This window comes from Leucobacter sp. HNU (assembly GCF_047946755.1).
Lineage (GTDB): Bacteria > Actinomycetota > Actinomycetes > Actinomycetales > Microbacteriaceae > Leucobacter.
Genome location: NZ_CP178837.1, coordinates 1,834,804 through 1,858,439, shown reverse-complemented (window position 1 = coordinate 1,858,439; position 23,636 = coordinate 1,834,804). Strand labels below are relative to the sequence as shown.

General features: G+C 58.8%; 20 protein-coding genes. 10 read left to right on the top strand and 10 right to left on the bottom strand.

What is annotated here, in order from left to right:
- Positions 1-21 precede the first annotated feature (21 nt).
- The 3 genes from AB3K78_RS09165 to AB3K78_RS09155 form a co-directional block, all read right to left on the bottom strand.
- Positions 22-498: a hypothetical protein gene (locus tag AB3K78_RS09165; protein WP_416442583.1), complete on the bottom strand. Its 477-nt coding sequence runs from the start codon at positions 496-498 to the stop codon at positions 22-24.
- 240 nt (positions 499-738) lie between these two features.
- Positions 739-1,377, bottom strand: a complete 639-nt coding sequence (locus AB3K78_RS09160) for a hypothetical protein (protein ID WP_416442581.1) — start codon at positions 1,375-1,377, stop codon at positions 739-741.
- A gap of 86 nt (positions 1,378-1,463) precedes the next feature.
- Positions 1,464-2,123, bottom strand: a complete 660-nt coding sequence (locus AB3K78_RS09155) for a prepilin-type N-terminal cleavage/methylation domain-containing protein (protein WP_416442579.1) — start codon at positions 2,121-2,123, stop codon at positions 1,464-1,466.
- Positions 2,124-2,345: 222 nt separating this feature from the next.
- Here AB3K78_RS09155 and AB3K78_RS09150 point away from each other — a divergent pair, with 222 nt between their 5' ends.
- Positions 2,346-2,657, top strand: a complete 312-nt coding sequence (locus AB3K78_RS09150) for a hypothetical protein (protein ID WP_416442577.1) — start codon at positions 2,346-2,348, stop codon at positions 2,655-2,657.
- Between the two features lie 124 nt (positions 2,658-2,781).
- On the opposite strand, the gene AB3K78_RS09145 is transcribed toward AB3K78_RS09150, so the two are convergent.
- The 3 genes from AB3K78_RS09145 to AB3K78_RS09135 all read right to left on the bottom strand — a co-directional run bounded on the left by AB3K78_RS09145 (position 2,782) and on the right by AB3K78_RS09135 (position 6,346).
- Positions 2,782-3,693, bottom strand: coding sequence for a ribonuclease HI (locus AB3K78_RS09145; protein WP_416442575.1), 912 nt, complete (start codon positions 3,691-3,693; stop codon positions 2,782-2,784).
- Between the two features lie 296 nt (positions 3,694-3,989).
- Positions 3,990-5,135, bottom strand: a complete 1,146-nt coding sequence (locus tag AB3K78_RS09140) for a prepilin-type N-terminal cleavage/methylation domain-containing protein (protein WP_416442573.1) — start codon at positions 5,133-5,135, stop codon at positions 3,990-3,992.
- A 98-nt stretch (positions 5,136-5,233) separates the two neighbouring features.
- Positions 5,234-6,346, bottom strand: coding sequence for a hypothetical protein (locus tag AB3K78_RS09135; protein WP_416442571.1), 1,113 nt, complete (start codon positions 6,344-6,346; stop codon positions 5,234-5,236).
- Between the two features lie 348 nt (positions 6,347-6,694).
- Here AB3K78_RS09135 and AB3K78_RS09130 point away from each other — a divergent pair, with 348 nt between their 5' ends.
- Entirely contained in the window at positions 6,695-6,979 is a 285-nt protein-coding gene (locus tag AB3K78_RS09130) for a helix-turn-helix domain-containing protein (protein WP_416442569.1), read from the top strand.
- Between the two features lie 539 nt (positions 6,980-7,518).
- Entirely contained in the window at positions 7,519-7,866 is a 348-nt protein-coding gene (locus AB3K78_RS09125) for a hypothetical protein (protein WP_416442567.1), read from the top strand.
- Between the two features lie 68 nt (positions 7,867-7,934).
- Here AB3K78_RS09125 and AB3K78_RS09120 read toward each other — a convergent pair whose 3' ends face one another.
- Positions 7,935-8,711: a hypothetical protein gene (locus AB3K78_RS09120; protein WP_416442565.1), complete on the bottom strand. Its 777-nt coding sequence runs from the start codon at positions 8,709-8,711 to the stop codon at positions 7,935-7,937.
- Positions 8,712-8,851: 140 nt separating this feature from the next.
- Positions 8,852-9,568: a hypothetical protein gene (locus AB3K78_RS09115; RefSeq protein ID WP_416442563.1), complete on the bottom strand. Its 717-nt coding sequence runs from the start codon at positions 9,566-9,568 to the stop codon at positions 8,852-8,854.
- Positions 9,569-9,685: 117 nt separating this feature from the next.
- On the opposite strand from AB3K78_RS09115, the gene AB3K78_RS09110 reads away from it, so the two are divergent.
- The 6 genes from AB3K78_RS09110 (at position 9,686) to AB3K78_RS09085 (ending at position 21,058) form a co-directional block, all read left to right on the top strand.
- Positions 9,686-11,155 carry a hypothetical protein gene (locus tag AB3K78_RS09110; RefSeq protein WP_416442561.1) on the top strand — a complete coding sequence of 490 codons (1,470 nt, stop codon included), beginning with the start codon at positions 9,686-9,688 and terminating at the stop codon, positions 11,153-11,155.
- A 337-nt stretch (positions 11,156-11,492) separates the two neighbouring features.
- The gene (locus tag AB3K78_RS09105; protein WP_416442559.1) at positions 11,493-16,355 is read left to right on the top strand and encodes a DEAD/DEAH box helicase; all 4,863 of its coding nucleotides are present in this window, start codon (positions 11,493-11,495) and stop codon (positions 16,353-16,355) included.
- Between the two features lie 59 nt (positions 16,356-16,414).
- Positions 16,415-17,641 carry an SIR2 family protein gene (locus AB3K78_RS09100; protein WP_416442557.1) on the top strand — a complete coding sequence of 409 codons (1,227 nt, stop codon included), beginning with the start codon at positions 16,415-16,417 and terminating at the stop codon, positions 17,639-17,641.
- Positions 17,586-19,346, top strand: coding sequence for an ATP-binding protein (locus tag AB3K78_RS09095; protein WP_416442555.1), 1,761 nt, complete (start codon positions 17,586-17,588; stop codon positions 19,344-19,346). The genes AB3K78_RS09100 and AB3K78_RS09095 overlap by 56 nt, the downstream gene beginning before the upstream one ends.
- Positions 19,347-19,534: 188 nt before the next feature.
- Positions 19,535-20,326, top strand: coding sequence for a hypothetical protein (locus tag AB3K78_RS09090; RefSeq protein WP_416442553.1), 792 nt, complete (start codon positions 19,535-19,537; stop codon positions 20,324-20,326).
- 198 nt (positions 20,327-20,524) lie between these two features.
- Entirely contained in the window at positions 20,525-21,058 is a 534-nt protein-coding gene (locus AB3K78_RS09085) for a hypothetical protein (RefSeq protein WP_416442551.1), read from the top strand.
- A gap of 64 nt (positions 21,059-21,122) precedes the next feature.
- On the opposite strand, the gene AB3K78_RS09080 is transcribed toward AB3K78_RS09085, so the two are convergent.
- Together AB3K78_RS09080 and AB3K78_RS09075 are read right to left on the bottom strand one after the other, a co-directional pair.
- Positions 21,123-21,563 carry a hypothetical protein gene (locus tag AB3K78_RS09080; protein WP_416442549.1) on the bottom strand — a complete coding sequence of 147 codons (441 nt, stop codon included), beginning with the start codon at positions 21,561-21,563 and terminating at the stop codon, positions 21,123-21,125.
- A 90-nt stretch (positions 21,564-21,653) separates the two neighbouring features.
- Positions 21,654-22,241: a MarR family winged helix-turn-helix transcriptional regulator gene (locus AB3K78_RS09075; RefSeq protein ID WP_416442547.1), complete on the bottom strand. Its 588-nt coding sequence runs from the start codon at positions 22,239-22,241 to the stop codon at positions 21,654-21,656.
- 116 nt (positions 22,242-22,357) lie between these two features.
- Here AB3K78_RS09075 and AB3K78_RS09070 point away from each other — a divergent pair, with 116 nt between their 5' ends.
- On the top strand, positions 22,358-23,569 hold the full coding sequence (locus tag AB3K78_RS09070) for a ferrochelatase (RefSeq protein ID WP_416447333.1): 1,212 nt from the start codon (positions 22,358-22,360) through the stop codon (positions 23,567-23,569).
- Positions 23,570-23,636: the final 67 nt, after the last annotated feature.

Here is a 23,636-nt window from a genome sequence, read left to right as displayed (position 1 = left end):
ACTTCGTGGGCGGGCGGTGGTTTAGTCGACGACCTGGATGAGCGCGTCAGGGTCTCCGGGGGTCGCCGGGATGAGTTGCCAATAAAAGTCGTCGAAATCGAGGCCTTTGGTGTGGATACGCACTCGGCGGATGGTTTGCCCCTCCGGATCGTAGCCGGATGCGGGGAGCCAGCCTTCGAGGTACCAGTGCGGTTCTTCCCAGCACCCCGGAGGGGTGGCACCCATCTGGTTCGGCTTGTCGTAGTTGTCGTAGAACGCCTTGGCGCTCGTGATCACGATCGAACGGCGCGCTTCTGTTACTGAGCACTCGATAAACACGGGGACCGGATTCGAGTAACTGGAGCTAAACAGCGATTCCATCACCTGCTCTTTGGTGAGCCCGTACCATTCGGAACGGACGGGCTCGCCTGGCTCGAAGCCCATCTCACGCATCTCGGCGCTCCGACGTTCGGCTTCTTCGCGTTCACTGAGTTCAGTGGTGTTCTGTCCATTGGACATGGGGTTCTCCATTCGTTGAGGTGCGGTTGCGTTCCCGTGCGGATACATGAGGACGCGACGCAACTCAATGGATGGCATATTTATTATAACAAATAGTTATGTTTTGTCAAGATGGATGGAGGGCGCCGTGGGCAGTGAATCGCAAGGTCGGTCTGAAGCGCCGCTGGACGCGCCGGAGCTTCGGCGAGTAGCCAAATGGCTCCCTGTCGCACCACGCATTGCTCGTGCGACAGGGAGCCATTACTGTTTTCGGGAGCGTAGGAACCAATCCGAGCCGTAGAAACCAATCTGGCGGTCACCCCACCATTCAAGGAAGGTTGCCGCGTCTTCGGCGTTGTGATCGTCATCGAACGCGCAGTCCATTGAGATGATGATGCCGTCCGTGGCCTCCGCGAACGCGGCGGCGACGAGGCCGTACCCGGTCGATGCAACGGCAGGCCCGCCGAAGTTCCGGTACTCCGAGAAGGTGTGCTCGATTGCTTCCATCCTCCGGAGAGTCTCGTCAGAGAGGACGGTCTCGAACTCTTCGACGAACCAGCAGCGCCCCAAGAACTTCTTGTCTGTGTGCTCGAGATCTCCGGCTTGTACGTAGTCCTCTGGGTCTCGTGCGTCGCAGCTCGGCCAGGAGTCGGAGTCCCACACGCCGTTCAGGTAGTACGAGAAACAGACGGCGAGGCCGGGAGACCAGTGGAGATCTGCGGTGATCGGAACTTTGTACCGCTTGGCTTCTGGCGCTCGCGTCGTGGCCCGAACGGTGATCTTCGAGTCGATGCCGTGCCGGTCGAGTAACTGCTGGAAGAGTTCCTCGGTGCGTTGCCGGGTTCCCTCGACCAGGGGAAGGTCGGGCTTCGTGGGGTAGATGTCGATCGTGGTGGACATCGCAGTAGGCTATAGCGAACTACCGACACTCATGCCTGCGTACGTTCGCGGAGACCCCTCCGCCCACCCGAGCAGGCTGCGGGCCACTAATTGATATTGATTACCACCTGGCACGCGCCACCTCCAGTCAGTGAACGGTAGATATTCTCCCAATCAGGGCCAAGCTGCGCCTCGACATCGGCGAGGAGCTGCGGATTAGCTTTTACCTGTTGGATAGAGGCTTCGGCGCTATTTACTCCTCGCCCGCAAGTGGAGGTATCCGCTGGGAACCAAACAAGAACGACCTGATCTAGCTGAGAAGTGTTGACATGCTGGAGGAAGATTCCTCTTGTCCAGATTGACTGGTCGCCCATCGCGTTGCCTTCATACATCGGGAGGCCGCTCGGAATCGTCACCCCCGCCGACCGCAACATGTCCACCTTTGAGATGTCCAATGTGACTCCCGAAGACGGAGATGACGTCATATTAAGGCAAGACCCAGCCGGGAAGTTGCCCGTCGCTGGATAGTCATTTGCTTCGCCAAGGCAGGTTTGATAAAAGGTCGTGTCGCTCGAAAGCGCGCCGCTCGTGATCGCCAGGCGAATCTGCTTCTCCAGCCCGTCAACAGCCGCAGCGTAGGTGGCGGTGCCTGCGCGCTTCTGGATGCCGTTGTAGGCCACGATGGTGATCGCTGCGAGGACAGCAATAACCACGACCACAATCAGAAGCTCAACGATCGTGAACCCTCGCCTGTTCACCATCACCATGCTGCCCTGTTGTGTAGTTCCTGCCCTCATATTTCACCGTCTGACTATGAGCCATAAGCACGATTCGTTCAAGTGTTCCGGTGTCGTAGTTTTTACAACGTCCCGAACCGAATATTGACTCCCTCACCCGCTGAGTCATACTCAAGAGACCTCGTTCCTGCTCTGCGGCTACGACATGATCCACCCGGATCGTGGGCCGCACGCATGAAGGAGGTGCTCGCCATGAGCGAGAACATTAACGGGCAGGGGGCTGCCTACAAGGTACTCACCGTCCGCACCAGCGAGGACACCCGAGCACAGCTCGAAGTCCTTGCCCAGCTCAACGAGCGCAGCGTCACAGAAGAGACGCGGCTCGCGCTGGAGCACTGGGTCGAGAAGTCCAAGTCCGACCCTGCGGTGCTCAAGCGTGCCGAGCAGGTACGTGACGAGATCGAGCGCGAAGCCGAGACTAAGCGAAACGCTATTGCGGCGGTGCTCGGTGGCAAACGCGCCAAGAGCACCCGCTCGCCCAAGCAGGCTGCTTTCGAAGCCTGAACATGCACACGGCAGTCATGCCCAGAGTCGATGGCCTTACGGCCGTCCTCTGGGCAGGCTGCCGATTCTCTTACCCGAAGCTAGCCCGCATGGGTTGGTTGACACTTCAGGATTACATGCGTGCTCACGAACCTCTCGATGCGCCGAGCACTCCCAGAGCCTTCTCGAGGTGTTCGGACAATGCGTGCTCACCCTCTCGAGCCGGTCTCGTCGCAGCCCGTCGAGCGAAACGCGCAATCGAATCTGCCGCTTCGTTCAGTGGGTGACTGGCATGGCCCAGGACGTGCTGAAACGTCACCTCGGTTCGGGCACGTGCTCTCCGCCACACGTCACGGAACCGGGTGCAATACTCCTCGCTGAGCACGCGACCGCCACCGAGGAGTGCCTTGTGATACGCGCCGTGAGTGAGCCAGCGAATGATCTCCAGCGCATGCTTGCTATCGCTTGAGATCACTGCCGTCTGCGGGGCCGTTCCCGCCACTATCTCAAGAGCTTGGAGGAGAGCGATAAATTCAACCTCGCCAGAATGACCCTGCGTAAACTCGGCCGTAAGGATGCAGTCACCCCGATCACTCACCGCGCAGGCCGCATACAAACGGCTGTACGCCACACTTTCCAACGACGCATCCGCGGCGATATGGAGAACATCAAGGCCTGCATGGTCGACAATCCGTCGCTCTGACGGCAACCAGTACACCTGGTCAGAAGGCTCCGGGAGTCCCACCTTCTTCACTCGACTGCTCGGGCCTACCGCGTCGGCTTTTGTTGCTTCAATGAGGAGCAGTCGGGACTGCGCCGCGATCTGTTCGCGGAGTTCGGGTTCTGCTCGACTGCCACGGCCCAGGCCGGCAGTCACGACGTATCCTGATCGTCGCAGCGTTGCAGCGAGACCACGCCGTTCCTTGGGGACGGTCACCCAGACTGGCCCCTGCACGTCAGAGAGTGCGCATTCGAGTTCAGCGGCGATCAGCGCCGCTGGTTCGGTACCCGCAGTACGACCAAGGTGGATCTGAACGTCCTCTTCTTCTGCCGCCACGATGATCGCCCATCCGATGAATCGGCCGCTTGGAAGGTCTGTTCTTGGTTGAGCGTACGTAGCAATTGCAACGTGCACCGGAGACGCTAGCATCGCCTCGGTCGGCACACGCGGAACCGCTTGCAGATCTCGTATTACTGGCGACGACGAGTCGATGTCAAAAGGTGGGATTTCCTCCATAGCAGCAGGCTCCCATAGGCCACCGACATTGACGCTGCTAAGGATTCCACTCGTTCGTGGACAGAGCTTTGACGAAGCTTGAATAATGGCGGTCCTCGTTGTTTACAAGGAGATGGCTAATCTATGAGGCAGCGAACGCCAAAGCCGTAAGCTCGGAGCATGCCATTGCCCGGGTTGACGTAGTTAGCACCAAAGAACGCGCTCTGGGCGTAGTTGGAGTTATAGGCGGGGCCAGAGGTAGACCGCGACCAGACCTCCCCACTAGTACCCTGACCACCTAAGTTGTCCCACCAGCGGCCAGCAAAGACACCCTTGAATGGGCCAGTAAAGCTCCAGTGTGCGGCGTTGGTAGCGGAAGAGTAGTTACTGCTGGTGTAGCCTGCATCGGTCACACCAGTAAGGCCAGCCATCTTGGCATTGAGCTGAGAGAATTCATTGTTTGGATCATTCCAGGCTCCGCCACTGGGCAGTTGCCAGCCTTTGGCACAGATGGAGTTCTGAGCGTTACCACTGTTTACTGGGTTGCTGGTGCGGGTGGCACCAGCGGTGGCAGCGCTCCAGTTGTACAAATAGCCATAGTTGGCCGCTCCGCTTCCGGTGTCGCCAGGAACAGGACCGTAGGCACGTGGTGTGTCGTATTCCGCATTCTCACCTTCGCCTATCCTCAGCTGAGGCAATGTAAAGTTGCTCGACACATCACTGTCGGCTGGAGTTAGGACAAGGGGCCCTGCTGTGCTGCCAAGTTTGAGAATCGTCAGCATCCAGCACTTGCCGTCGGCAAGCTTGGCGACTTCGTAAGTGCGGGTGGTGCCGCCGCGAGAATCAGTCAAGCTGACGACAGCACTGCTATTGCTGCCCGTGAACGTAGCGAGCGCCGAGCAGTGCGCTGAGGTAAAGGTCTGCATAGTCGTAGCTATTGGAAGTGAGCAGTTACCTTCTTCTACCGCGCCTGTTTCTTTGACCCGGAAGTTTTTGCCGCTGGCGGACCCGGTGACGCAGAAGGCGTTACCTCCGCCGCTGTAAGTAAGGCCAGTAGCTGAGTAGGTGTCTGGGAAGGAACCGGTTTCGACCTTCTCGAGATTTAGCTTCTTGGCGGCAGTAGTGAGGTCTGACTTGAGAGCAGCCTCTTTAGCTTGATCAGTGATGCCGTTATACACCACCACGGTAATTGCGGCGAGGATGGCGATGACGACCACCACGATAAGGAGCTCCACGATGGTGAAGCCTGCTCTCTGCTTGAACTCTTCTTGTCGCCCTGTCACCTCTGCTGTTCCTGCTTATGAATGTTTGCCGTTGATTATGAGTCAAAGGCGCGATTCGTTCAAGGCTTTCAGCGTAGTGGTTATTACAACACCTCAAGTCAGTTGCAAAGCACCTCTGGCCAGCCGTCCATGACAACAAGCCACTGCGCACCGTTCTGCGTATGGACTAGGCACCCCTTGTCACCCGTCCAATCGACATTCGTAGAACCTTGCCCTGAGCCGCCAAACGCTACATATATCGATGAGGGCATATTGAGCACAGCGAGCGCATCACCGTTCTCATCGAACGGCCCCAGTTTGAGGTCCGCGGTGCGCTTCTCGGGAGTGTGCACAGCGCCAGGCTCAAGATCCGTATCAGAGGTACCACCGAGCGAGAGAATGCAATATGACGAACTCGCCCAGTCATCACCCTCGACCGAGATTCCACTACCTCCCGTGCATCCAGCCGACTTAACCGGATATAGCGCCCACACCCGCATGCCAGGAAGCTTTGAACGTCGCTCCGGCGTCGTGTTTGTGTACACACCCTGCGTGGAGGCTTTTGAGAGTGCTTCGAACTGCCCGGGAGGCGCATCCGTTACATCGGATGTCCACGGCTGCAGCTTTCCGGAGAATTCGACGGTTCCGGTGTAGCCCGCTTCATCTGTGATGGAGAAGCTATTGCTGAACGTTGCCGATAGTCCCTTGGAGAGCGCTTGAGTTGGTTCTGGAACCGCTCCAGGCGTGGTGTTGGCTCCCTGTGCCACGATGGTGGCCACGAGCTCGCTGTCGAGGGGAAGCTTAATTCTTGCCGTGGCGAGTTGGGTGTATTCGGGGATCGCTCTGGTTCCGTCTTCAAGCTCGAAGAACATTTGAGCGTTCTCGCCATCGACCCATGACAGTTCGCCTCCGCTCCATCCGCTGATTGATTGAGGGAGGTCGAGGAAGTTGTCCCATACCCTGCTTGTTGGTGGATCTGTGGTGTCGTCTACTTCCTCGTGAAGCACGCCTCCGGCATTCTTTCCCCACTCTTCAATTTGCTCCTCGGTGATTCGGCCCTCTTCGCCGAGGCGGAAATAGAACACGTTTACACTTCGGTAAGTATGGTCCGAGTTGCTCGCGCTGCCTGTTTTGCGCGCGGCATAGCCGCAACCTCCGTCAGGAAGGGGCGTCGAGAGCTCTCCCTGTAGCAAGTTGACGTCCAATGCTTCAGCCCACTCGGGATCTTGCATGTATGCCTCGCCCAGATCTTCTGCACTTGGGCAACCTTCTGGGACCGGATAGAAGACGGGGGCCTTTGGTGTCTCTGGCTCTGCTGGTTCAGGGGCTGGCGAAGCGCACCCCGCGAGACTGAAGAGGAGTGCGCTGACAACGGTGGCCGTGCCCAGGACTAGTTTCCGGTGAAACGTCGAGGTTGCAAAAGGGTGGATATCGCGCATTGAGATCCTCATACTCGCTGGGGGTCGCCCCCCCAGAACGGTCGTGAATTTCGGGCAATGTGCCCTTGGGGACACTACCCGCTCGAACTTTACCAATTCTTATTGGTTCTAGCCAACTCTTATTGGTAGTTCCCTTGTGGGGTGGATGATGTCGGGGGTACGGGCGAGACTTGGGGGAGCTTTGCGCGGGAACTCGGTCTAGCCCTCCGGCGTCGCCGTTCTGAATTGCGCCTTACCCAAGAACAGGTTGCCGAGTACGCGGAGATCGCGCTGTACTCTTACCAGCTCTATGAACGAGGCACAGGCACGAACGGACAGCCGACAAACCCGCGCCTCGCAACGCTCCTTGCGATCTGTCAGGTGCTCGAGGTGCCAGTTGAAGAGCTTCTCCCGAGCATCCCGCAACTGGCACGCCCGCGCGCTTAGCGAAGTTCCACAAAGAGCTTGCCGAGCGCATCGGGCAGACGGAGCGCGCTCTCGAGGGATAACCCCCCATGCCTGTTCGTCGACGCTAAGCGCCACCCAGGAATGCGAATCATTGGGGTACGCATATCCAGGGTCAAGTAGATGAGGTGGCTCCTCGAGGCGGGCGACGTTGTCAGATTTTAGTACCAAGAATCGACGTCGCATTGTCGCTGAGCCGGAGGTGCCTTTGGTTTTGTGTATGCGGCCTTGCGGGAACTCATCAGCGCAGCAATTTCGCACCTCAACACTGAAGCGGACAGTTATTGCTGTTGGAGTTTTGGGTATTGTCGGGCATTAAGGGGTTCCTGCCACCCGCTGACCATGACCTCCAGCGCGAAAGGGTCGACGGGCTTTCCGAAGTAGTTTTTACATCACCATCGAACGGCGGATTGACTCTCCGACTAATGGGCGCATACTCGGGAGACCTCGTTCCGGTTCTGCGGCTACGACGTGATCCATTCGATGATCGCGGGCCGCACGCATGAAGGAGGTGACTCGCCATGAGCGAGAACACGAATAACCACGGAGCCGCCTACAAAGTACTCTCAGTCCGCACCAACGAGGACACTCGGGCGCAGCTCGAAGTTCTTGCCCAGCTCAACGAGCACAGCGTGACGGAGGAGACTCGGCTGGCGCTCGAACACTGGGTTGAACGATGCTCGCCTGACCCCGCAGCGCTCAGGCTTGCCGAGCAGGTGCGGGATGAGATCGAGTGCGAAGCAGAGACCAAACGTCAAGCCATCGCAGCCGTCCTCGGAGGCAGCAGCGGTTCCAGTGCCAAACCGCCTACTCGCGCTGCCAGGCAGCCGTCTCCTCGTGCCCAATTATTCAGCGGCAGTCCCACCTGAGCTTGCAGTGCCATCCGGTACACGCTCGGGTCGGCTGCCGCCTTCACTTTGCGGAATTTCTGTCACGCTCACCAGTCTCTGGAGTGTGACGATGCAGTGACTTCGGATCGTTGAGTGACGTCCTTGTTGGTTTCAGGCTCCACTCGCTCTTTCAGAATCTCAACGATGTTCGGCCGGAAGCGATTCTGGAACCGGTGCCGGGTGCCCTTGTTAATCTCGTCGATGAACTTTGCCACGGTTTCGGCGTGACGAGTCTTCCCGCCTGCTGCGAAGTAGGCTGCGAGCCAGAGCTCCTTGTTGGTGGGATAGCCGGCCTGGCGGAACGCGTGAATCAAGCTGAGGACTGCGTCCTTGCCATTGCCACTCCCAAGCCCGTTATATTCCTCGTTGACCATTGTCTTGGCAGCCTCAATCAGTAGCGGATCTGGAAGCGCATCGTGCTCACCGGTTTCAAGATTCACTGCTCCGAAGCCGCGAAGAATCGAGCGGCTCATCTCGCCTTCATGCGTGATGATGATCACGATCTTTGGGAAGGTCTGGTCGACGATCGCTCGCCGGATCGCTTCAAACTCCGGCTCCTTGAACGGAATGAGTGCGACGAGCGCCACGTCGACAGACTTGCCTTGAACCTCGTGGAGGTTGCCGAAGGCTGCCTTGAACGATTTGATGTTCGGATTCTGAATCGAGGCGAAGAGGTCACGCTCTTGGCGATGACTGTTCGGCGAGTAGTGGGCTTCCTTCTCGGCGCAGAAGAGATAGGCGGAGGTGTCGCCGATCCACTCCTGGATGCGCTGGCCGCTCTCGGCCATGCCGTTTCCTTGCTTTGCCCAGTCTGAGTAGGTCATGAATGCGAGTTGTGTCATGGTCACTGCTCTGCCGTGCACTTCCGACATTCTTATCCACCTCGAAATGTGTCGTCGTGGTAGTTGCTCTTGAGCCCGCAGCATCGTAGTGGTCGCTCGGACGAGCGGTCGCCTGCGCCTACCTACGAGTCCACCCCCTCAGAGCGGAGGGCATCAAGTTTGCGCCGCGCTTCTTTTGCGGCCTTCTCCGCCTTGGCCAGATCACCTTCAGCGCGAACGATCTGATTCTCCCGTTCTCGCTCGGCTTGCTTCTTGCGCTCTGAAGCTTCGACGATCTTCACGGAAGACACCACTCCTCGTGTGATTCCACATTCATCGCAGCGCTGCGTCGAGAAGCTCGGCCCCGAGTTCGTGTGATGTACGCTCTGCTGCACCAGGTGGCCGCACGTCAGCGTCCGCTCCCAAATGTCGAGTTCTTCCTCGCGCGGGTTTGCGCTCGCGAGGATCCGCCTAACTCTCTCGAGGTACTCGGGTGGAATCGGGAGCGGAGGGCAGCACAGGCCACAGTGCATTGTGTGCGACCCAGAGATGCTCCACCGATGAGACCCGCAATCTGGATGCAACTCCTTGAACCGGCCTTCCGCTGCATCATGCTCAAGCCGTTCTTCGTCTGAGAGCTGCATCAGCGGCGGCCAATCTCCAAGCCCGTCCATGATCGGCAATCCGCAACCGCGGCATAGTTCGCGAGCAGCAGCCTGTTCTCTGGTGAGATACATCCGCTTTTCCTGCCACTCCTGACGGTGAGCTTCCTGGCGGTGTGCATGTTCTTCGGCAGCGAGGGCATTCTTCATATTGCGTTTCGCAGCGCGCTCAGCTTTCTGTTGCTCCGTGAGTGCCATGACAGTTCCTATTCCTCTTGGGATGACCGATGTCCGCTCGTAGGCTCAGAGTAAGACGGTTCAATGGGTTCTGTCTCGACTTCGACGGGAGATGTCGTGAATGAGGAACTTCCTAGCGTGATCGAACTCAACGATGCGCAGATCAAGGTGCTGGAATGGATCAGAGCGGACTGTCCTGACGGCGTCTACCCGGACGACAACTATACACACCGCGTCTCGGCTCGGGCTCTCCACTCGCGAGGCCTTGTCCGAGTGTCTGGCCACGGCAAGAACTGGAAAGCGGAGCTTACAGAGCGAGGACGAGTCTGGCCCGCCGCGGTACCGCAGGATGCCACCGAAAGAGAGGACAAGGCGCGCACGGTCGCGGCGCGTGAGGTTCAAGCGTCAGCGAAGCCTGCGCTGCCGAACTCGAAGCCTCGTAAGGCGCCGAGCAAGCCGTCCGCTGCTACGCTCGCAGCCCGCGACGTCGCCGAAGCCGAGCAGCTCATCACGAGGGTGCTCGCTGCGAAGGATCAGCAGGTGCCGGTCGAAGAACTCGATCTTGGCCCCCGAAAGTTGCCGCGCATCATTGGGGCGTCACTCAAGGCATCAAACCGCCCGTTCGGTCGGAAGCTCACCACCCACCGCGTAGGCAACTACTGGAACGGCGAAGAAGTCGTGTCCTTCGACTTCTACTTCCGCGACTTCGTGGCCGAGCAGCCCATTCCCGTGCCCGAGCGCGTCGCCAGGTACCACCCGGCAGTCAAGGAATTCCTGGCAGACAAAGACTGGCAATACGTCACAAAGGAACACGTGCCGAGGGCAGCTCGCATTCTGCAAGCCATCATCAGTGAAGCTCAGCGGCGCGGCTACACAGTGATTCCGCACTCGAAGAAACCGAAGAGCGACTACCGCACGGCGAACAGCGTCGAGCACGGCAACCTCTGGATTGAGACGGAGTACGGGCTGTACGGAGTGGAGATCAAAGAGGTTGCGGGTTCGGGCGGGAGTAAGTTCAGTGACCTGGGGTTGACTTGGGACCAGCAGCAGCGTCGCTTTCCCATCTGGGTGAGGCGGCGCAACCGGGAGTTCGTGAGCACCGGCCGTCTACAGCTTGGGCAAGGTACTTCGCTCAGCAGTTACGGTGAAACGCATCTCCGCGATGCGCGCGGCACCCTGCTCGAGGAGAAGCTGCCAGAGGTGTTCGTTCGGTTCGATACCTGGATGCTCGAACAAGCTGAGCACGAGCGACTGAAGGTACTCGCCAAGGAGCGTCGGCAGCGGAACTGGGAAGCCGCGATGGCCAATGCCAAGGTCGATTATTACGCCGCTGAACGCTGGAAGTACTTCGTCGCCCTCGCCGAACAAGACGAACGGCTCCGCACCTACCGGGATTTCCTGGCCCGTGCAGGAACAGCCGCCGAGTCGCTGCCCTCTGAGCAGCGGTTCACCGCGAACGGCTTCCTGTCCGAGATTGAAGCCTCGATGAAACTGCTCGACCCGCTCGCCTCACCTGAGTTGCTGGTGCCGGACATTCAGAAGCCGAAGTCCGAGGACTTGAAGCCCTACCTCGGCGGGTGGAGTCCGTATGGGCCGGATGAGCGGTAGTCCTCGGTCTGGGGATGGAGTTACGGTATCGACATGGATATTCGCCCGCTTTCGGAAGATCAGAGCTACCGCACCTGCTCAACCTGCGGCGCTGACTGCGAACCGGAGCCGATGCATGCTGGTGATGGCACGCTGCGAGTTGCGTTCATTTGCTGGGTCTGTGGGCTGCATTCCGTGGTGGATCCGTTCGAGCACCTACGGTAGTCGACACCTTTGATGCCGCTGTGATGGTGCCGTTCCTCTGCTGTGCGGCTTGCCGTTGTGCGGATGTCAGCGGTGCTCGGTACCTTTGGAAGAGCGAGATGTGCCCGCCCATTCCGAGAAGCGAGATCCAACAATGCCCGACGTCCAGGTCAGCAGCATTCACGACGTCCTTGAGCAGTACCGCAAGGTCTCCTTCGACCAGAGGGATAAGGGCACTCACTTCGAACTGCTGATGCAGGCGTTCCTCAAGACCGAGCCGCAGTATGCAGAGCTGTACGACGAGGTCTGGGGTTGGGAGGAGTACCCGAGCAAGGGCACTCGTACTGACACTGGTGTCGACCTGGTCGCCCGAAACCGCGACACCGGCGAGCTGACGGCTATCCAGTGCAAGTTCTTCTCGCCGACCACCACGGTGACGAAGGGCATGCTCGATTCGTTTCTCTCCGCATCGGGCAAGATGAACGAAGATGGCTCACCCGAGTTCGCATCCCGTCTCGTGATCTCAACTTCGGATCTCTGGGGCAAGAACGCCGAGGACGCGATCACCGGCCAGTCCATCCCTGTCGAGCGTCTGCGGGTACAGGATCTTGACGAGTCCAGCATCGACTGGTCTCAGTTCGTGTGGGACGAACCGAGAAACTTGATCCGTCATGAGAAGAAGAAGCCGTTCCCATACCAGGAGGCCGCGATCTCAGACGTGATTGGCGGCTTCGCGGCGCACGATCGTGGCAAACTCATCATGGCGTGTGGCACTGGCAAGACGTACACTTCACTGCGGCTGGCGGAGCGCACGGCCCCGCTCGGGGGCACGGTATTGTTTCTTGTTCCCTCGATTGCGTTGCTTTCTCAAACGCTCAAGGAGTGGACGATTCAGGCTGAGGTACCGCTGCGCTCGTTTGCGGTGTGCTCCGACGTCTCCGTTGGCAAACGACGCACGGAGGAAGACATCCCCGTTCGTGATCTCGCCTTCCCTGCAACGACAAACGCTTCGGCGCTCATAAAGCAACTGAGTCAAGGTGATGCCTCCGAGAAGCTGACCGTGATTTTCTCGACCTATCAGTCGCTCGCAGTGATTTCGAAGGCTCAGGAACAAGGACTACCGCAGTTCGATCTGATCATCTGTGATGAAGCACACCGGACTACCGGTGCTGCGCTCACCGATGAAGACGAGTCGGCCTTCATGAAGATACACAACCAAAGCTTTGTGCAAGGCAAGAAGCGTATCTACATGACCGCAACGCCGCGCATCTTCTCGGACGGCACGCGCAAGAAGGCCGGCGAGGTCGGCGCAAAGCTTGCGGACATGGATGACGAGTCGGTGTATGGCCCAGAGTTCCATCGGCTCGGCTTCGGGCAGGCCGTAAGTATGGGGCGTCTTACCGACTACAAGGTACTCGTACTTGCCGTTGACGAAGGCTTCGTGAGCCGCGAGTTCCAGTCTTTGATGTCGAGCGACGGCTACGAACTCAAGATGGAGGACACTGCGAAGATCGTCGGCACATGGAACGGGCTATCTAAGCGATCCGTCAATCCCGACGAGTATGACGAAGATCCCGCTCCGATGCAACGAGCGGTGATGTTCGCGCAGAACATTGCCACGTCAAAGAAGCTCTCGAACGCATTCCAACAAGTGGTCGAAGGAGAGATCGAGCGCCTTGAAGCAGCCGGAGAGGACACCTCCCGACTACTTCACGCCGAAGCAGACCACGTCGATGGCACCCAGTCGATGCTCGTGCGCAATGGCAAGATCGACTGGCTGAAGGAAGCCAGCCCCGAGAACACGGTACGTATTCTCTCGAACGCGAAGTGTCTCTCCGAGGGGGTCGATGTTCCGGCGCTCGACGCCGTGATGTTCATGAACCCGCGCAAGTCCGTGGTCGACGTGGTGCAGTCGGTCGGACGCGTCATGCGCAAGATGGTCGGCAAGAAGTACGGCTACGTTATCCTCCCGATCGCCGTCCCGAGCGACGTGTCACCGGAGCAGGCGCTCAACAATAACGAGAAGTACCGGGTGGTTTGGCAGGTACTTCAAGCGCTCAGGGCGCACGATGAACGCTTCGATGCGGAGGTCAACAAGATTGATCTCACCAAGAAGACCGACCGACTCAAGATTGACCTGATCGGGGTCGGCGGTAGCGGCGACCGTGATGAGGACGAAGCAGTCTCTGGAAATGACAAGGTAAACACGTCGCTACAGCTCGACTTTTCGAAGATTGAAGCGTGGCGCGATGCCATCCTTTCGAAGATCGTGCAGAAGGTTGGTACCCGCACGCACTGGGAGAACTGGGCCAAGGACGTCGCAGACATTGCCCGCGCCCACACCAAGCGCATCAACGGGTTGATCTCAAGTGGTAACCCGCGAATCGCGCAGGAGTTCGAGGCCTTCACCGAAGGACTGCGCCTTAACCTCAACCCTGAAATTTCGCACGACGATGCCGTGCAGATGCTCTCGCAGCACCTCATTACGCAGCCGGTATTCAACGCGCTGTTCGAGGGGTACGAGTTCAGCCAGAACAACCCGGTCTCGCAGGTCATGAACGCGATGGTCTCGGTGCTCGACGGCGAGAACCTGGAGAACGAGACTGAGAAGCTGGAGGAGTTCTACGCGAGTGTCCAGCTCAGGGCGCAGGGCATCGATGACGCGGCCGCGAAGCAGACCATCGTCAAGGAGCTGTACGAAAAGTTCTTCTCGACGGCGTTCTCGAAGACTAGCGAGAAGCTCGGCATCGTGTACACACCGAACGAGATCGTGGACTTCATCATTCACAGCGTCAACGACGTGCTGAAAGAAGAGTTCGATGCAACTCTTTCGGATGAGGGCATCCATGTGCTTGACCCGTTCACCGGAACGGGCACCTTCATCGTGCGGCTGCTCCAGTCCGGTCTGATCAAGCCCCATGACCTTGCCCGGAAGTACCGTTACGAGCTCCACGCGAACGAGATCGTGCTGCTTGCCTACTACGTCGCAGCGATCAACATCGAGGAAACCTACCATTCGCTCCAAGGTGGCCTGTATATCCCGTTCGACGGCATCGTCCTCACGGACACTTTCCAGATGCACGAAGATGACGACGAACTCGACAATCTCGGGGTATTCCAGAAGAACAACGAGCGCGTGATCGAGCAGAAGAAACGCGACATCCGAGTGATCATCGGCAACCCGCCCTACTCCAAAGGGCAAACCTCGGGAAATGACGACAACGCAAACAACACCTACCCGACCCTGGACGAACACATCCGGTCAACCTACGCCGAACGATCGACCGCGACCAACAAGAACAATCTCTACGACTCCTACATTCGCTCGATCCGGTGGGCCTCAGACCGCATCGGCAACGAGGGCGTCATTGGCTACGTCTCAAACGGCGGCTACATCGATGGCAACACCGCTGATGGGCTCCGTAAGACGCTCGTCGAAGAGTTCTCAAATCTCTACATCTTCAACTTGCGCGGCAACCAACGTACGTCTGGGGAGAAGTCCCGGCAGGAAGGCGGCAAGGTTTTTGGAGGAGGTTCCAGAGCAACAATCGCTATCGCTATCCTCGTGAAGAACCCAAGGCAGACGCTGCCGGGGCAGCTGTACTACTACGACATCGGCGACTACCTCACCAGGGAGCAGAAGCTCGAGAAGATCCAGAGTCTCGGTTCGATCGCCGGTGTCCCTTGGCGGCAGATCACCCCCTCACCCGAGGGTGACTGGCTCAACATGCGCAACGATGATTTCGCTAAGTTCGCGCCCCTCGGTGAGAAAGACAAGGCCAAGAGCCGCGAAACCAGAGTTTTCGACGTGTTCGGTCGAGGGCTAGAAACTGGTCGAGACGCCTGGGTTTACAACTACTCGCTGACGGAACTCGAAGGAAACGCATCTCGCCTGATCTCAAATTACAACGCTGAACTTGATCGGTGGATAGTTGCCGGCAAGCCTACGCCCGTAGACGGCTTTATTACCGCAGACACCACTGCTGTAAAATGGAGTCGGAGCCTTCGGGGGCACCTGGCGAAGTCTAGAAAAGCGGAGTTCGAGAAGGCCCGCACGCAGTGGATCAGCATGTATCGTCCCTTTGCAAAGCAGCATGTCTACTTCGATGGCACGATGAACCACGAGCGCTCCCAGCTACCCAGGTTCTTCCCTGAGCAGGGAGCAGCGAATCTTGGAATTTACTACGTTGGCATGGGGTCTGCTGTACCGTTCTCAGTTCTGATGCTCGACTGCATCCCTGACCTCCATGTCACGGGAGCCGGGAGCGGTGGCCAGTTCTTCCCACGTTTCACCTATCGCAGAGTCGAGCAAGATCCCACAACACTCTTTCCCGACTCGGGCATGCTCGACGTGTTCGAGCAGGAAGAGACTGAGAATCAGCTTGACTTCACCACCACAGGGTATGAGCGCCTTGACAACATCACCGACGAGATCCTCACTGACTACCAAGAGGCCTATGGCAAGGTCTCGAAAGATGACATCTTCTACTACGTTTACGGGCTGCTGCACTCCCGCGAGTACCGTGCCGAGTTCGACGCCGACTTGAAGAAGATGCTGCCCCGTATCCCGAAGGTGAGGGCGTTCAAGGAATTCGTCAAGGCTGGTCGGGCACTCGCGGAACTGCATCTCAATTACGAATCGGTTGAGCCGTACCCTCTCACCGAGAATGCTGCGTCAGGAGCCTCATTGCGCGTGACGAAGATGCGCTACGCGAAGAACGGCCGTCAGGATGACAAGCGCACGATCATTTACAACGACGACATCACTCTGTCGGGGATCCCGGAAGAAGCGCAGGAGTATCTGCTGGGCTCCCGTTCAGCGCTGGATTGGGTTATCGAACGTTATCAGGTGAAGACAGACAAGGCGTCGGGAATTGTGAATGATCCGAATGCCTGGTGCGACGAGCACAACGAGCCGCGCTACATCCTTGATCTCATCAAGCGATTGACCACTGTCAGTGTTGAGACGGTGAGGATCGTGCAGGGTTTGCCGCAGCTGGAGGTCATCGAACCCTGAATCATCTAAAGCTCAGTCAGCGCAACGGAGCGCTTGGAAATACGAAGAGGAGTATAGAGATGGAGAAGCGCCTTGCTGTGTTAGGCGGGTACACGAATGGGTGGCAGGAGATCGACGACACGCTGCCCGAAGACGACGATGCCCAGAGGACACTACAGGAAACGGCCCTAGCGTCCCTCCGTGAAGAACTTTCGCTGATCACGAACTCGGAAACTCTGATCGTCCTTGCTGGCTCGGGAGCTTCGCTCGGGATCACCGATGACCTCGGTGTACCTTGCGCCCCGAGCATGGCTGACCTGTGGAACGAGGTCGAGAAGCTCCCTTCGTTTGCGACCGTGAGCGGAGATCTGGCTCCTGCGCCAATCGCAGCCAAGAATTTAGAACATGTACTCTCCGATGCGCAGGCTCGAGCCATGCTGGATCCGAGTGACACCAATCTGGCGACGTTTATCACTGAAGCAGAAGACATCGTCTGGTCGAAATGCAGTTTCATTGACGACCACTCCGAGCTGGGAAGCCACGAGCTTTTCCTTCGCAAGGTAGCGCGGCGCTCGACACGGCTCCAGCGGGCACAGATCTTCACGACAAACTACGACCTGGCGTTTGAATCAGCGGCTCGTCGGACTAGATTCAACGTCATCGATGGGTTTGGGTTTGGTGGACGTGACTTCGATGGCGGGTCGTTCGATCTCGACTATGTTCGCCGTCTCCCCAATGAGCCGTTGGCGCTTGACCCGAGCGTTTTCCACCTCTTGAAGTTGCATGGCTCGGTTGACTGGACGGCTGTTGAGGGCGGGGTGCAGAAGGTGTTTGGTGGCGCAAAGCCGCCCGAACCAGTGTTGATCTACCCTTCGGCAACCAAGTACCAGCTGTCGTATCGGCAGCCATATCTTGAATTCATGTCCCGATTCCAGATTGCTCTGCGTCAGCCTGACGTGGGGCTGATCGTCGTGGGATTCGGGTTTAACGATGACCACCTCTCCGCACCCATTGAAGCAGCACTGCGAAGCAACATCGGACTGCGCGCAGTCTTTGTTTCCTTTGGAGCGCGTGACCCTAAGCGTGCCAAATCGATGGATTGGATTGAACAACTCATCACGAAGGGAGATCGTCGTCTGACAATCCTTGAGACCACATTCGACGAGTTCGTCCGCGTCATGCCCGAGGCGCCCGCTCGGGAGGAGCGGGATGCTCATGTGGACAGAGTCTCTCCGGGGGTGCGAGGCCTTGATGAAGGTTCATCCGTTCAGCCCCGAGCGTCGTATCGGCCACATCTATCAGGTTGAGGGATCCTTCGCAGACGTGACTTTCTCTGCTGCGAACAAGCTTCCACGCGCACACTTCGGCGAGTACCTAGGACGCGGAGAGGTTGGCCAGTTTGTGCTCATCGATGTAGGAGGGGTCGCCACGTTCGGACGCCTTCTTCGCGTTGGAACGCCGCCAGGTCGCGCGGAAGATCTTCAAGGTGAGGCCACGAGGAAGGTCCCGGTTGAAGGGCGAATACAGCTTCTGTCCACACTCGAGCTCAGCGGCACTTCAACACGCGGCATTGCCAAGTACCCAAAGGTCGGCGACGCAGTATTCGCCGCCAGCGCTGAAGCTATCCTGTCGGTTATTGGAACAGCGCCCGGCTCGATAACTTCAACGCTGCGGCTCGGCCGCCTCTCCGTCGACGACTCAGTGTCGGTAGACGTACCGCTCTCTCGACTCTTTGGGCGGCACCTCGCTATCGTTGGCGCGACCGGTTCTGGCAAGAGTTGGTCACTCGGACATCTCGCAGAAAGCGTGGCCTCCCTCGGCGGCAAGATGATCCTCATCGATGCCACTGGTGAGTTTCGTACTCTTGAAGACCGCGCGAGGCACCTGGCATTTGGGTCTACAGCGGGTGAACCGAATGGGACGGTGCCTGTTGGGATTCCGCACTACATGATGCGTGAGTCAGACCGGAATGCCTTTCTGAATCCGTCAGCAGGTGTACAACTACCGAAGCTACGCGAAGCAGTTCGCACATTGCGTCTTGCGAGAGCTGTACGCTCCGACGCAGCCCCTGACCAAGCGCACCTTGACTTTATCGGAAACTCTCCACCAGTGGTCAAGGAAGGGAAGCCGCTCGCATCCTTCCATAGCGCGATTCAAAAGTACGGAGCGATTGTGAATGCTCCACAAGCAGGATTCAACTTCAAGGCACTAGCTGATCAAGTGCAGTGTGAGTGTATCTGGCCAACCGGTTTTGGAGCAAAGTCATCCGAGTTCGGCGGCGTGAATGGTAATGAGCTTGGTTATGTCTCCTCGCTGGTCAGTCGAATCAGTGATCTTTTGCAAACAGCTGAGGTTATGGATGTCATAGATCCGCCATCTGGTGTGGCAAACATTATTCATGAGATGGAATCCTGGGTCGCGGATCCAGATAGCCATGTGCTGCGGATCTCGCTCAGGAATCTGACATTTGCCAATCATCTTCGGGAAATTGTCGTGAACATTCTCGGGCAAACGCTTCTTGGGTGGGCGCGCATGGACAGGTTTCGAGACGTGCCGCTGGTCGTCGCCGTGGATGAAGCGCATCAATTCTTTGACGTGACTGTTGGGGATGAATTCGCGAGCACTCATTTGAACGCCTTTGACTCAATTGCGAAGGAAGGCCGCAAGTACGGCCTCACTGTGTGTCTTGCGACGCAACGCCCAGGCGATCTCCCGGCTGGTGTCCTCAGCCAAGTTGGGATGACGATTGTTCACAGGCTTGCTGATGGACGCGACCGGCAACGAGTAGAGCAAGCTGCTGCCGAACTAGACCACTCAGCGACAAAGCTCCTGCCTGGTCTTGTACCAGGTGAAGCGATCTTGATGGGAGTCGACTTCCCGGTCCCCGTCAGTGTGCGCATCCAGAAGCCGGTCTCGCCCCCAGCTTCAGACGGGCCCGACTACGAGGCCTGGGCGCCTGGAGGCAGCGACAAGTCGCATCGAGAGCGCTCAGTGCCGTCAAGCGCGAATTGAATTGTTGTAATTACAGCCATGACCCTCATTAGCAAGTGCAATCTGGAACTCGGCTACCAGAATGGTCGGTAGCCCTTATGGGACATGAACGAAACTTGAATCAATAGATTGGAATCAACTTGGTAAAAAAACGTACCCTGCTGCGAAGTGTCGCAGCCTATTCTATTCATGGTCGAGACGCTTCGGGCGTGATCGACTATGTTGACTTCATTGCGCGAGTCGCAAGCCTCGCCGCCAAGAAGGAGGGCCGCAAACGAGTCCTCGGGCAGGTCGTTGCTATCACAGAGGCGTGCTCCGTTTCCGAGGATGTTATAGCTCTGCGTTTCATTTCCGGGAACGAGGATGACGCACCCATCTTCTACAATGAGCAAACCGGCGGCGAGGAGTCGGTCGAGCGTGAAGGCGGAGTGTTCGCAAATGCAGTTTGGGCTCTCTTCAACACCAGCACCCGATTGGTAGCAGTCGAGCGGAAACGCCCTGGCGTGTCAACGGCAATCATTGAACGGTACCTGCAAACCCTCGGACGTGACATTGGCTACAATCGCTTGTCCGTCGACTTGAACCAGGTCACATCGGAAGAGTTCGACAGTGCCGTGAACGGCCTCGAGACTGTAAAGAAAGTGGCCGTTTCGGTCAACCAGCCGAATCTTGATTGGTCTGACGATAGCAACGAGATCCACCGATACGCCGAGGAATCGAGTGCGGCGAGTGCGCGCGTCGAGCTTACAGCGCCGCGAGGTGAGAGTCTCGCCAAAGGGAACGGGATCGTCAAGGACATCCTTGGTCTCGCTCGCAAGAAGATTTCTTCGCTCAAGAACGTCATTGTAGTAGGGCAGGCTCCTGGTGAGGCCGGAAACAAGACTATCAATCTTGAACGTTATGCGAGAAAGCGGCAAGTGGAAATAGAACGAGGTTCGTCCGCTTTCGAGGAGCTGGATGCGATCAGGGAGGCCTCTCTTGAAATGATCTCAGATGAATAGAGCCTCGTAACGTCATTCGCAGTTCGCCCTGAATCGGTATTTTGGAGGTGAGAATTGGGTAGAAGCAAAACGAGAGGATTCTGGCGCGGCGAGGTCTGGGGGCGCCGGAAACAGTTACTTAAGGATCCGGCACTCTGGCTCTCCTTGCTGGCTGGGATTGCAACCGCACTCATTGCCCCAAAGATTCCGCTGGGTTCAATGAAAATCGAAGTTCTCGCGAACTACGCGATCCTATTCGCAACGCTAAGTTTCGGTGCCTCCATCGCAGGGGCAGGCATTGCGTTAGGAGTTCCAGGCAACGCGCGAGTCCAGCGATGGTCAACGATCATCCCCAAGGGAGCCCAACACTCTGCATTTCAGAACTTGCTTTTCATTTTCGCTTGGTCGGCGATGGTGCAGATCGGTTTAGTTCTGGTTTCGTTTCTCGCGATTGCGTATGGCACAGGATATTCCATTTCTCCACGCGGAGTAGAGCCAATCGACGCATTGCCTCACTATTCCTCTGCCTTCTTCTCTTTCTGGATTTGGTGGTATGCCTTATTTGAACTCACCGCAGTTGTCAGGACATTCATGCAGGTGGCTGGTGCGATTGTCAAAGAGAACGTAATGAAGGTCGATGCTAGTCCGTGTTCCTCAACCGCACAGAATGACCCTGTCGATGGAGTGTGCCAGTCTCCGGAGAAGCCAGGCCTCATCCTTCCTGATGGTTCGAAATATCACGAAGTTCATTGAATGATTGAGCGAACCACGCTTGAGAAGACCTCTACGCGTCGGTTATTTAATGAGAGTCGCAGCATCAATGAAGCTTGCGAGCTTTGCTTCGTGGCGCCTTCGCTCGCATCGTGACATTCCTCCGGTGCAGCGCCCGCAACACCGCGCCGTGCGAGAGCCGGTGCTTCGCTTCAAGCTCTGCCACGGTTGCGCCCGCCTCATACTCGTTCGCCATCGTGCGGGCGAGGTTCAGGCTGACGCCGCCCCGTCGCACCACCACGTTGCGCTCCCTCAGCAGTCGGATGAGCGCTGAAGCGGCGATCCCGTGCTCTTTGGCGATTGCCGCCGCGCTCTCACCCTCTTCGTACCGCCGGATCATCGCCTCAACCTTCTTCTTGCCGAGTCGGTCGGTGATGCGATGGATGCGCTCTCTGACAGCCTTAGGGGTCGCGTCGCGCGCGGGCCTCTGTTTTGCGATCATGCGCAAACCATCGGGGGTGAAGGTGTGCCCGGGGTTCTTCGACATGGCCTCTATTGCGCCAGCAAAGCAAAACCCCCGCTCCGGCGGGGGTTTTCTCGTTTCGCAGATCGCGTGGGGGAGCTTTGGCGGTGGTTCTCACCCGTCGTTCTCGCCCGTCGTCGGATCGGGCGACGCGGGATGCTCCTCGAACAGTGCCGACTGCGGATCATCCGCCTCGCTCAGGTGCGCGAGGAAGGCGATCACGGTCGCCCGCTCCGCCGGGCTCATCGCCGCAGCGACCGCCAGCCTGCGCGTGTGCTGGCGACCGATCGTGTCGCGCGCGATGCGGCGGGTGCGATCCGTCACCCGGATGCTCACCGTGCGACGGTCGTTCGGGTGGGCGGTACGGGTCAGGTGTCCGCCGTCGACCAGGCGATCGACGAGTTTGGTCGTCGATGCGCTCGAGATGCCGGTCTCGCGTGCGATGTCCTTCGGGGTGACGATCTCGCCGCGCCGCTGCGCGCGCATGATCATCCGGATCGCTCGCATGTCGGTCTCGTTGAGCCGCATGTATTTGGCGGAGGATTCGGCGAGTGCGCGCGAGGCGCGCTGCCAGCGTTCGAGCTCCGCCATGACCTCGAGCGCCTGCTCCGCCTCGGCCTCGGGGAGATCTCCGAAGTCCAGCAGTTCGGGGGCGACCGATGCGCGCCGGTCCTGCGGCGAATGGGGGAGTCGAGGAGCCATGACTCCATTCTATGATTCTCGTGCTAGGTTGATCTCTCGCCAAGCTAAGGAAATGCTGCGCATTCGAGGACCGACTCGGACGCGCACCGAGCGCATGAGGAGCCGACGTGAACGAAATGATCCAGGAACCCGCGCGGCGCGAGGTCAAGCCGAGCCGGGCCACCACTGCGGTGCTCGCTCCGGGGGCGGTGGTGGCCTCGGCGACGCCCGCCGCGCAGTCCGGTCCCGAGCACGTGATCGAGCCCGTCGCCTACGATGCGATCCTCCTCTCGGGATTCGGCGGTCCGGAGGGGCAGGACGACGTGATGCCGTTCCTGCGCAACGTCACCCGGGGGCGCGGCATCCCCGACGAGCGGCTGGAGGAGGTCGCGCATCACTATCGTCACTTCGGCGGGGTGAGCCCGATCAACGAGCAGAACCGAGAGCTGCGCGCAGCCCTCGGCGCTGCGCTCCGCGACGCAGGGATCGATCTGCCGGTCTACTGGGGCAATCGCAATTGGGCGCCCTACCTCGACGATGTGCTCGCGCAGGCGGCCGCCGACGGCGTGCGGCGCATGCTCGCGATCCCGACGAGCGCCTACTCGTCCTACTCCTCCTGCCGGCAGTATCGCGAAGACTGGGCCGACGCCCTCGAATCGGCCGGGATCCAGAGCGAGTTGCAGATCGACAAGGTGCGGCAGTTCTTCTCGCACCCGGGGTTCGTCCAGCCCTTCATCGAGGGCGTGTGGAGCGCACTCGCCGAGGCCGAGCGCGCGGGGCACGCCCGGGAGCGCATCGAGATCCTGTTCACCACTCACAGCATTCCGACGGCCGATGCCGAGCTCTCCGGCGCGGGACTGTTCTCCGGCATCGACGGCGGTGGATACGCCGCGCAGCACCTCGCCGTCGCGGAACAGGTGATCCGGGAAGCTGCGCCCGGAGTCTCCTGGCAGCTCGTCTACCAATCCCGCTCCGGCGCGCCCTCGACCCCGTGGCTCGAACCCGACATCAACGACGCGATCGCGGCACTGCACGACCGCAGCGCGGTGATCATCGTCCCCATCGGCTTCGTGAGCGATCACCTCGAGGTGCTCTGGGACCTGGATCGGGAAGCGCTCGAGAGCGCAGCGGAGGCCGGGCTCTGGGCGCGCCGCGTCGCAACGCCCGGAGTCCATCCCGCGTTCGTCGACGCGCTCGTCGACCTCGTTCGCGAACGCGTGATCGGCAGGCCGGTCGGGAAGCGCGCCAACACGACTTCGATCGGTCCATGGTTCGACGTCTGCCGGCCCGGATGCTGCGCCAAGGCAGGGGTCGTGCCGGGACCCGCGATCGCCGGGATCGCCCCCTGACGCGATTCTGCTGAGCAGAATCGGCGTCCGTGCCGGTTCGCTCCCGTCGAGACGGTGACTGGCAAGC

Excerpts from the sequence above, each read along its gene's own strand:
- AB3K78_RS09080 (WP_416442549.1), bottom strand. The coding sequence starts at position 21,563 with ATGTCGAAGAACCCCGGGCACACCTTCACCCCCGATGGTTTGCGCATG.
- AB3K78_RS09125 (WP_416442567.1), top strand. The coding sequence starts at position 7,519 with ATGAGCGAGAACACGAATAACCACGGAGCCGCCTACAAAGTACTCTCA.
- AB3K78_RS09085 (WP_416442551.1), top strand. The coding sequence starts at position 20,525 with ATGAAAATCGAAGTTCTCGCGAACTACGCGATCCTATTCGCAACGCTA.
- AB3K78_RS09095 (WP_416442555.1), top strand. The coding sequence starts at position 17,586 with ATGAAGGTTCATCCGTTCAGCCCCGAGCGTCGTATCGGCCACATCTAT.
- AB3K78_RS09070 (WP_416447333.1), top strand. The coding sequence starts at position 22,358 with ATGATCCAGGAACCCGCGCGGCGCGAGGTCAAGCCGAGCCGGGCCACC.
- AB3K78_RS09075 (WP_416442547.1), bottom strand. The coding sequence starts at position 22,241 with ATGGCTCCTCGACTCCCCCATTCGCCGCAGGACCGGCGCGCATCGGTC.
- AB3K78_RS09100 (WP_416442557.1), top strand. The coding sequence starts at position 16,415 with ATGGAGAAGCGCCTTGCTGTGTTAGGCGGGTACACGAATGGGTGGCAG.
- AB3K78_RS09165 (WP_416442583.1), bottom strand. The coding sequence starts at position 498 with ATGTCCAATGGACAGAACACCACTGAACTCAGTGAACGCGAAGAAGCC.
- AB3K78_RS09150 (WP_416442577.1), top strand. The coding sequence starts at position 2,346 with ATGAGCGAGAACATTAACGGGCAGGGGGCTGCCTACAAGGTACTCACC.
- AB3K78_RS09105 (WP_416442559.1), top strand. The coding sequence starts at position 11,493 with ATGCCCGACGTCCAGGTCAGCAGCATTCACGACGTCCTTGAGCAGTAC.
- AB3K78_RS09155 (WP_416442579.1), bottom strand. The coding sequence starts at position 2,123 with ATGGTGATGGTGAACAGGCGAGGGTTCACGATCGTTGAGCTTCTGATT.
- AB3K78_RS09115 (WP_416442563.1), bottom strand. The coding sequence starts at position 9,568 with ATGGCACTCACGGAGCAACAGAAAGCTGAGCGCGCTGCGAAACGCAAT.
- AB3K78_RS09120 (WP_416442565.1), bottom strand. The coding sequence starts at position 8,711 with ATGACCTACTCAGACTGGGCAAAGCAAGGAAACGGCATGGCCGAGAGC.
- AB3K78_RS09160 (WP_416442581.1), bottom strand. The coding sequence starts at position 1,377 with ATGTCCACCACGATCGACATCTACCCCACGAAGCCCGACCTTCCCCTG.
- AB3K78_RS09135 (WP_416442571.1), bottom strand. The coding sequence starts at position 6,346 with ATGCAAGATCCCGAGTGGGCTGAAGCATTGGACGTCAACTTGCTACAG.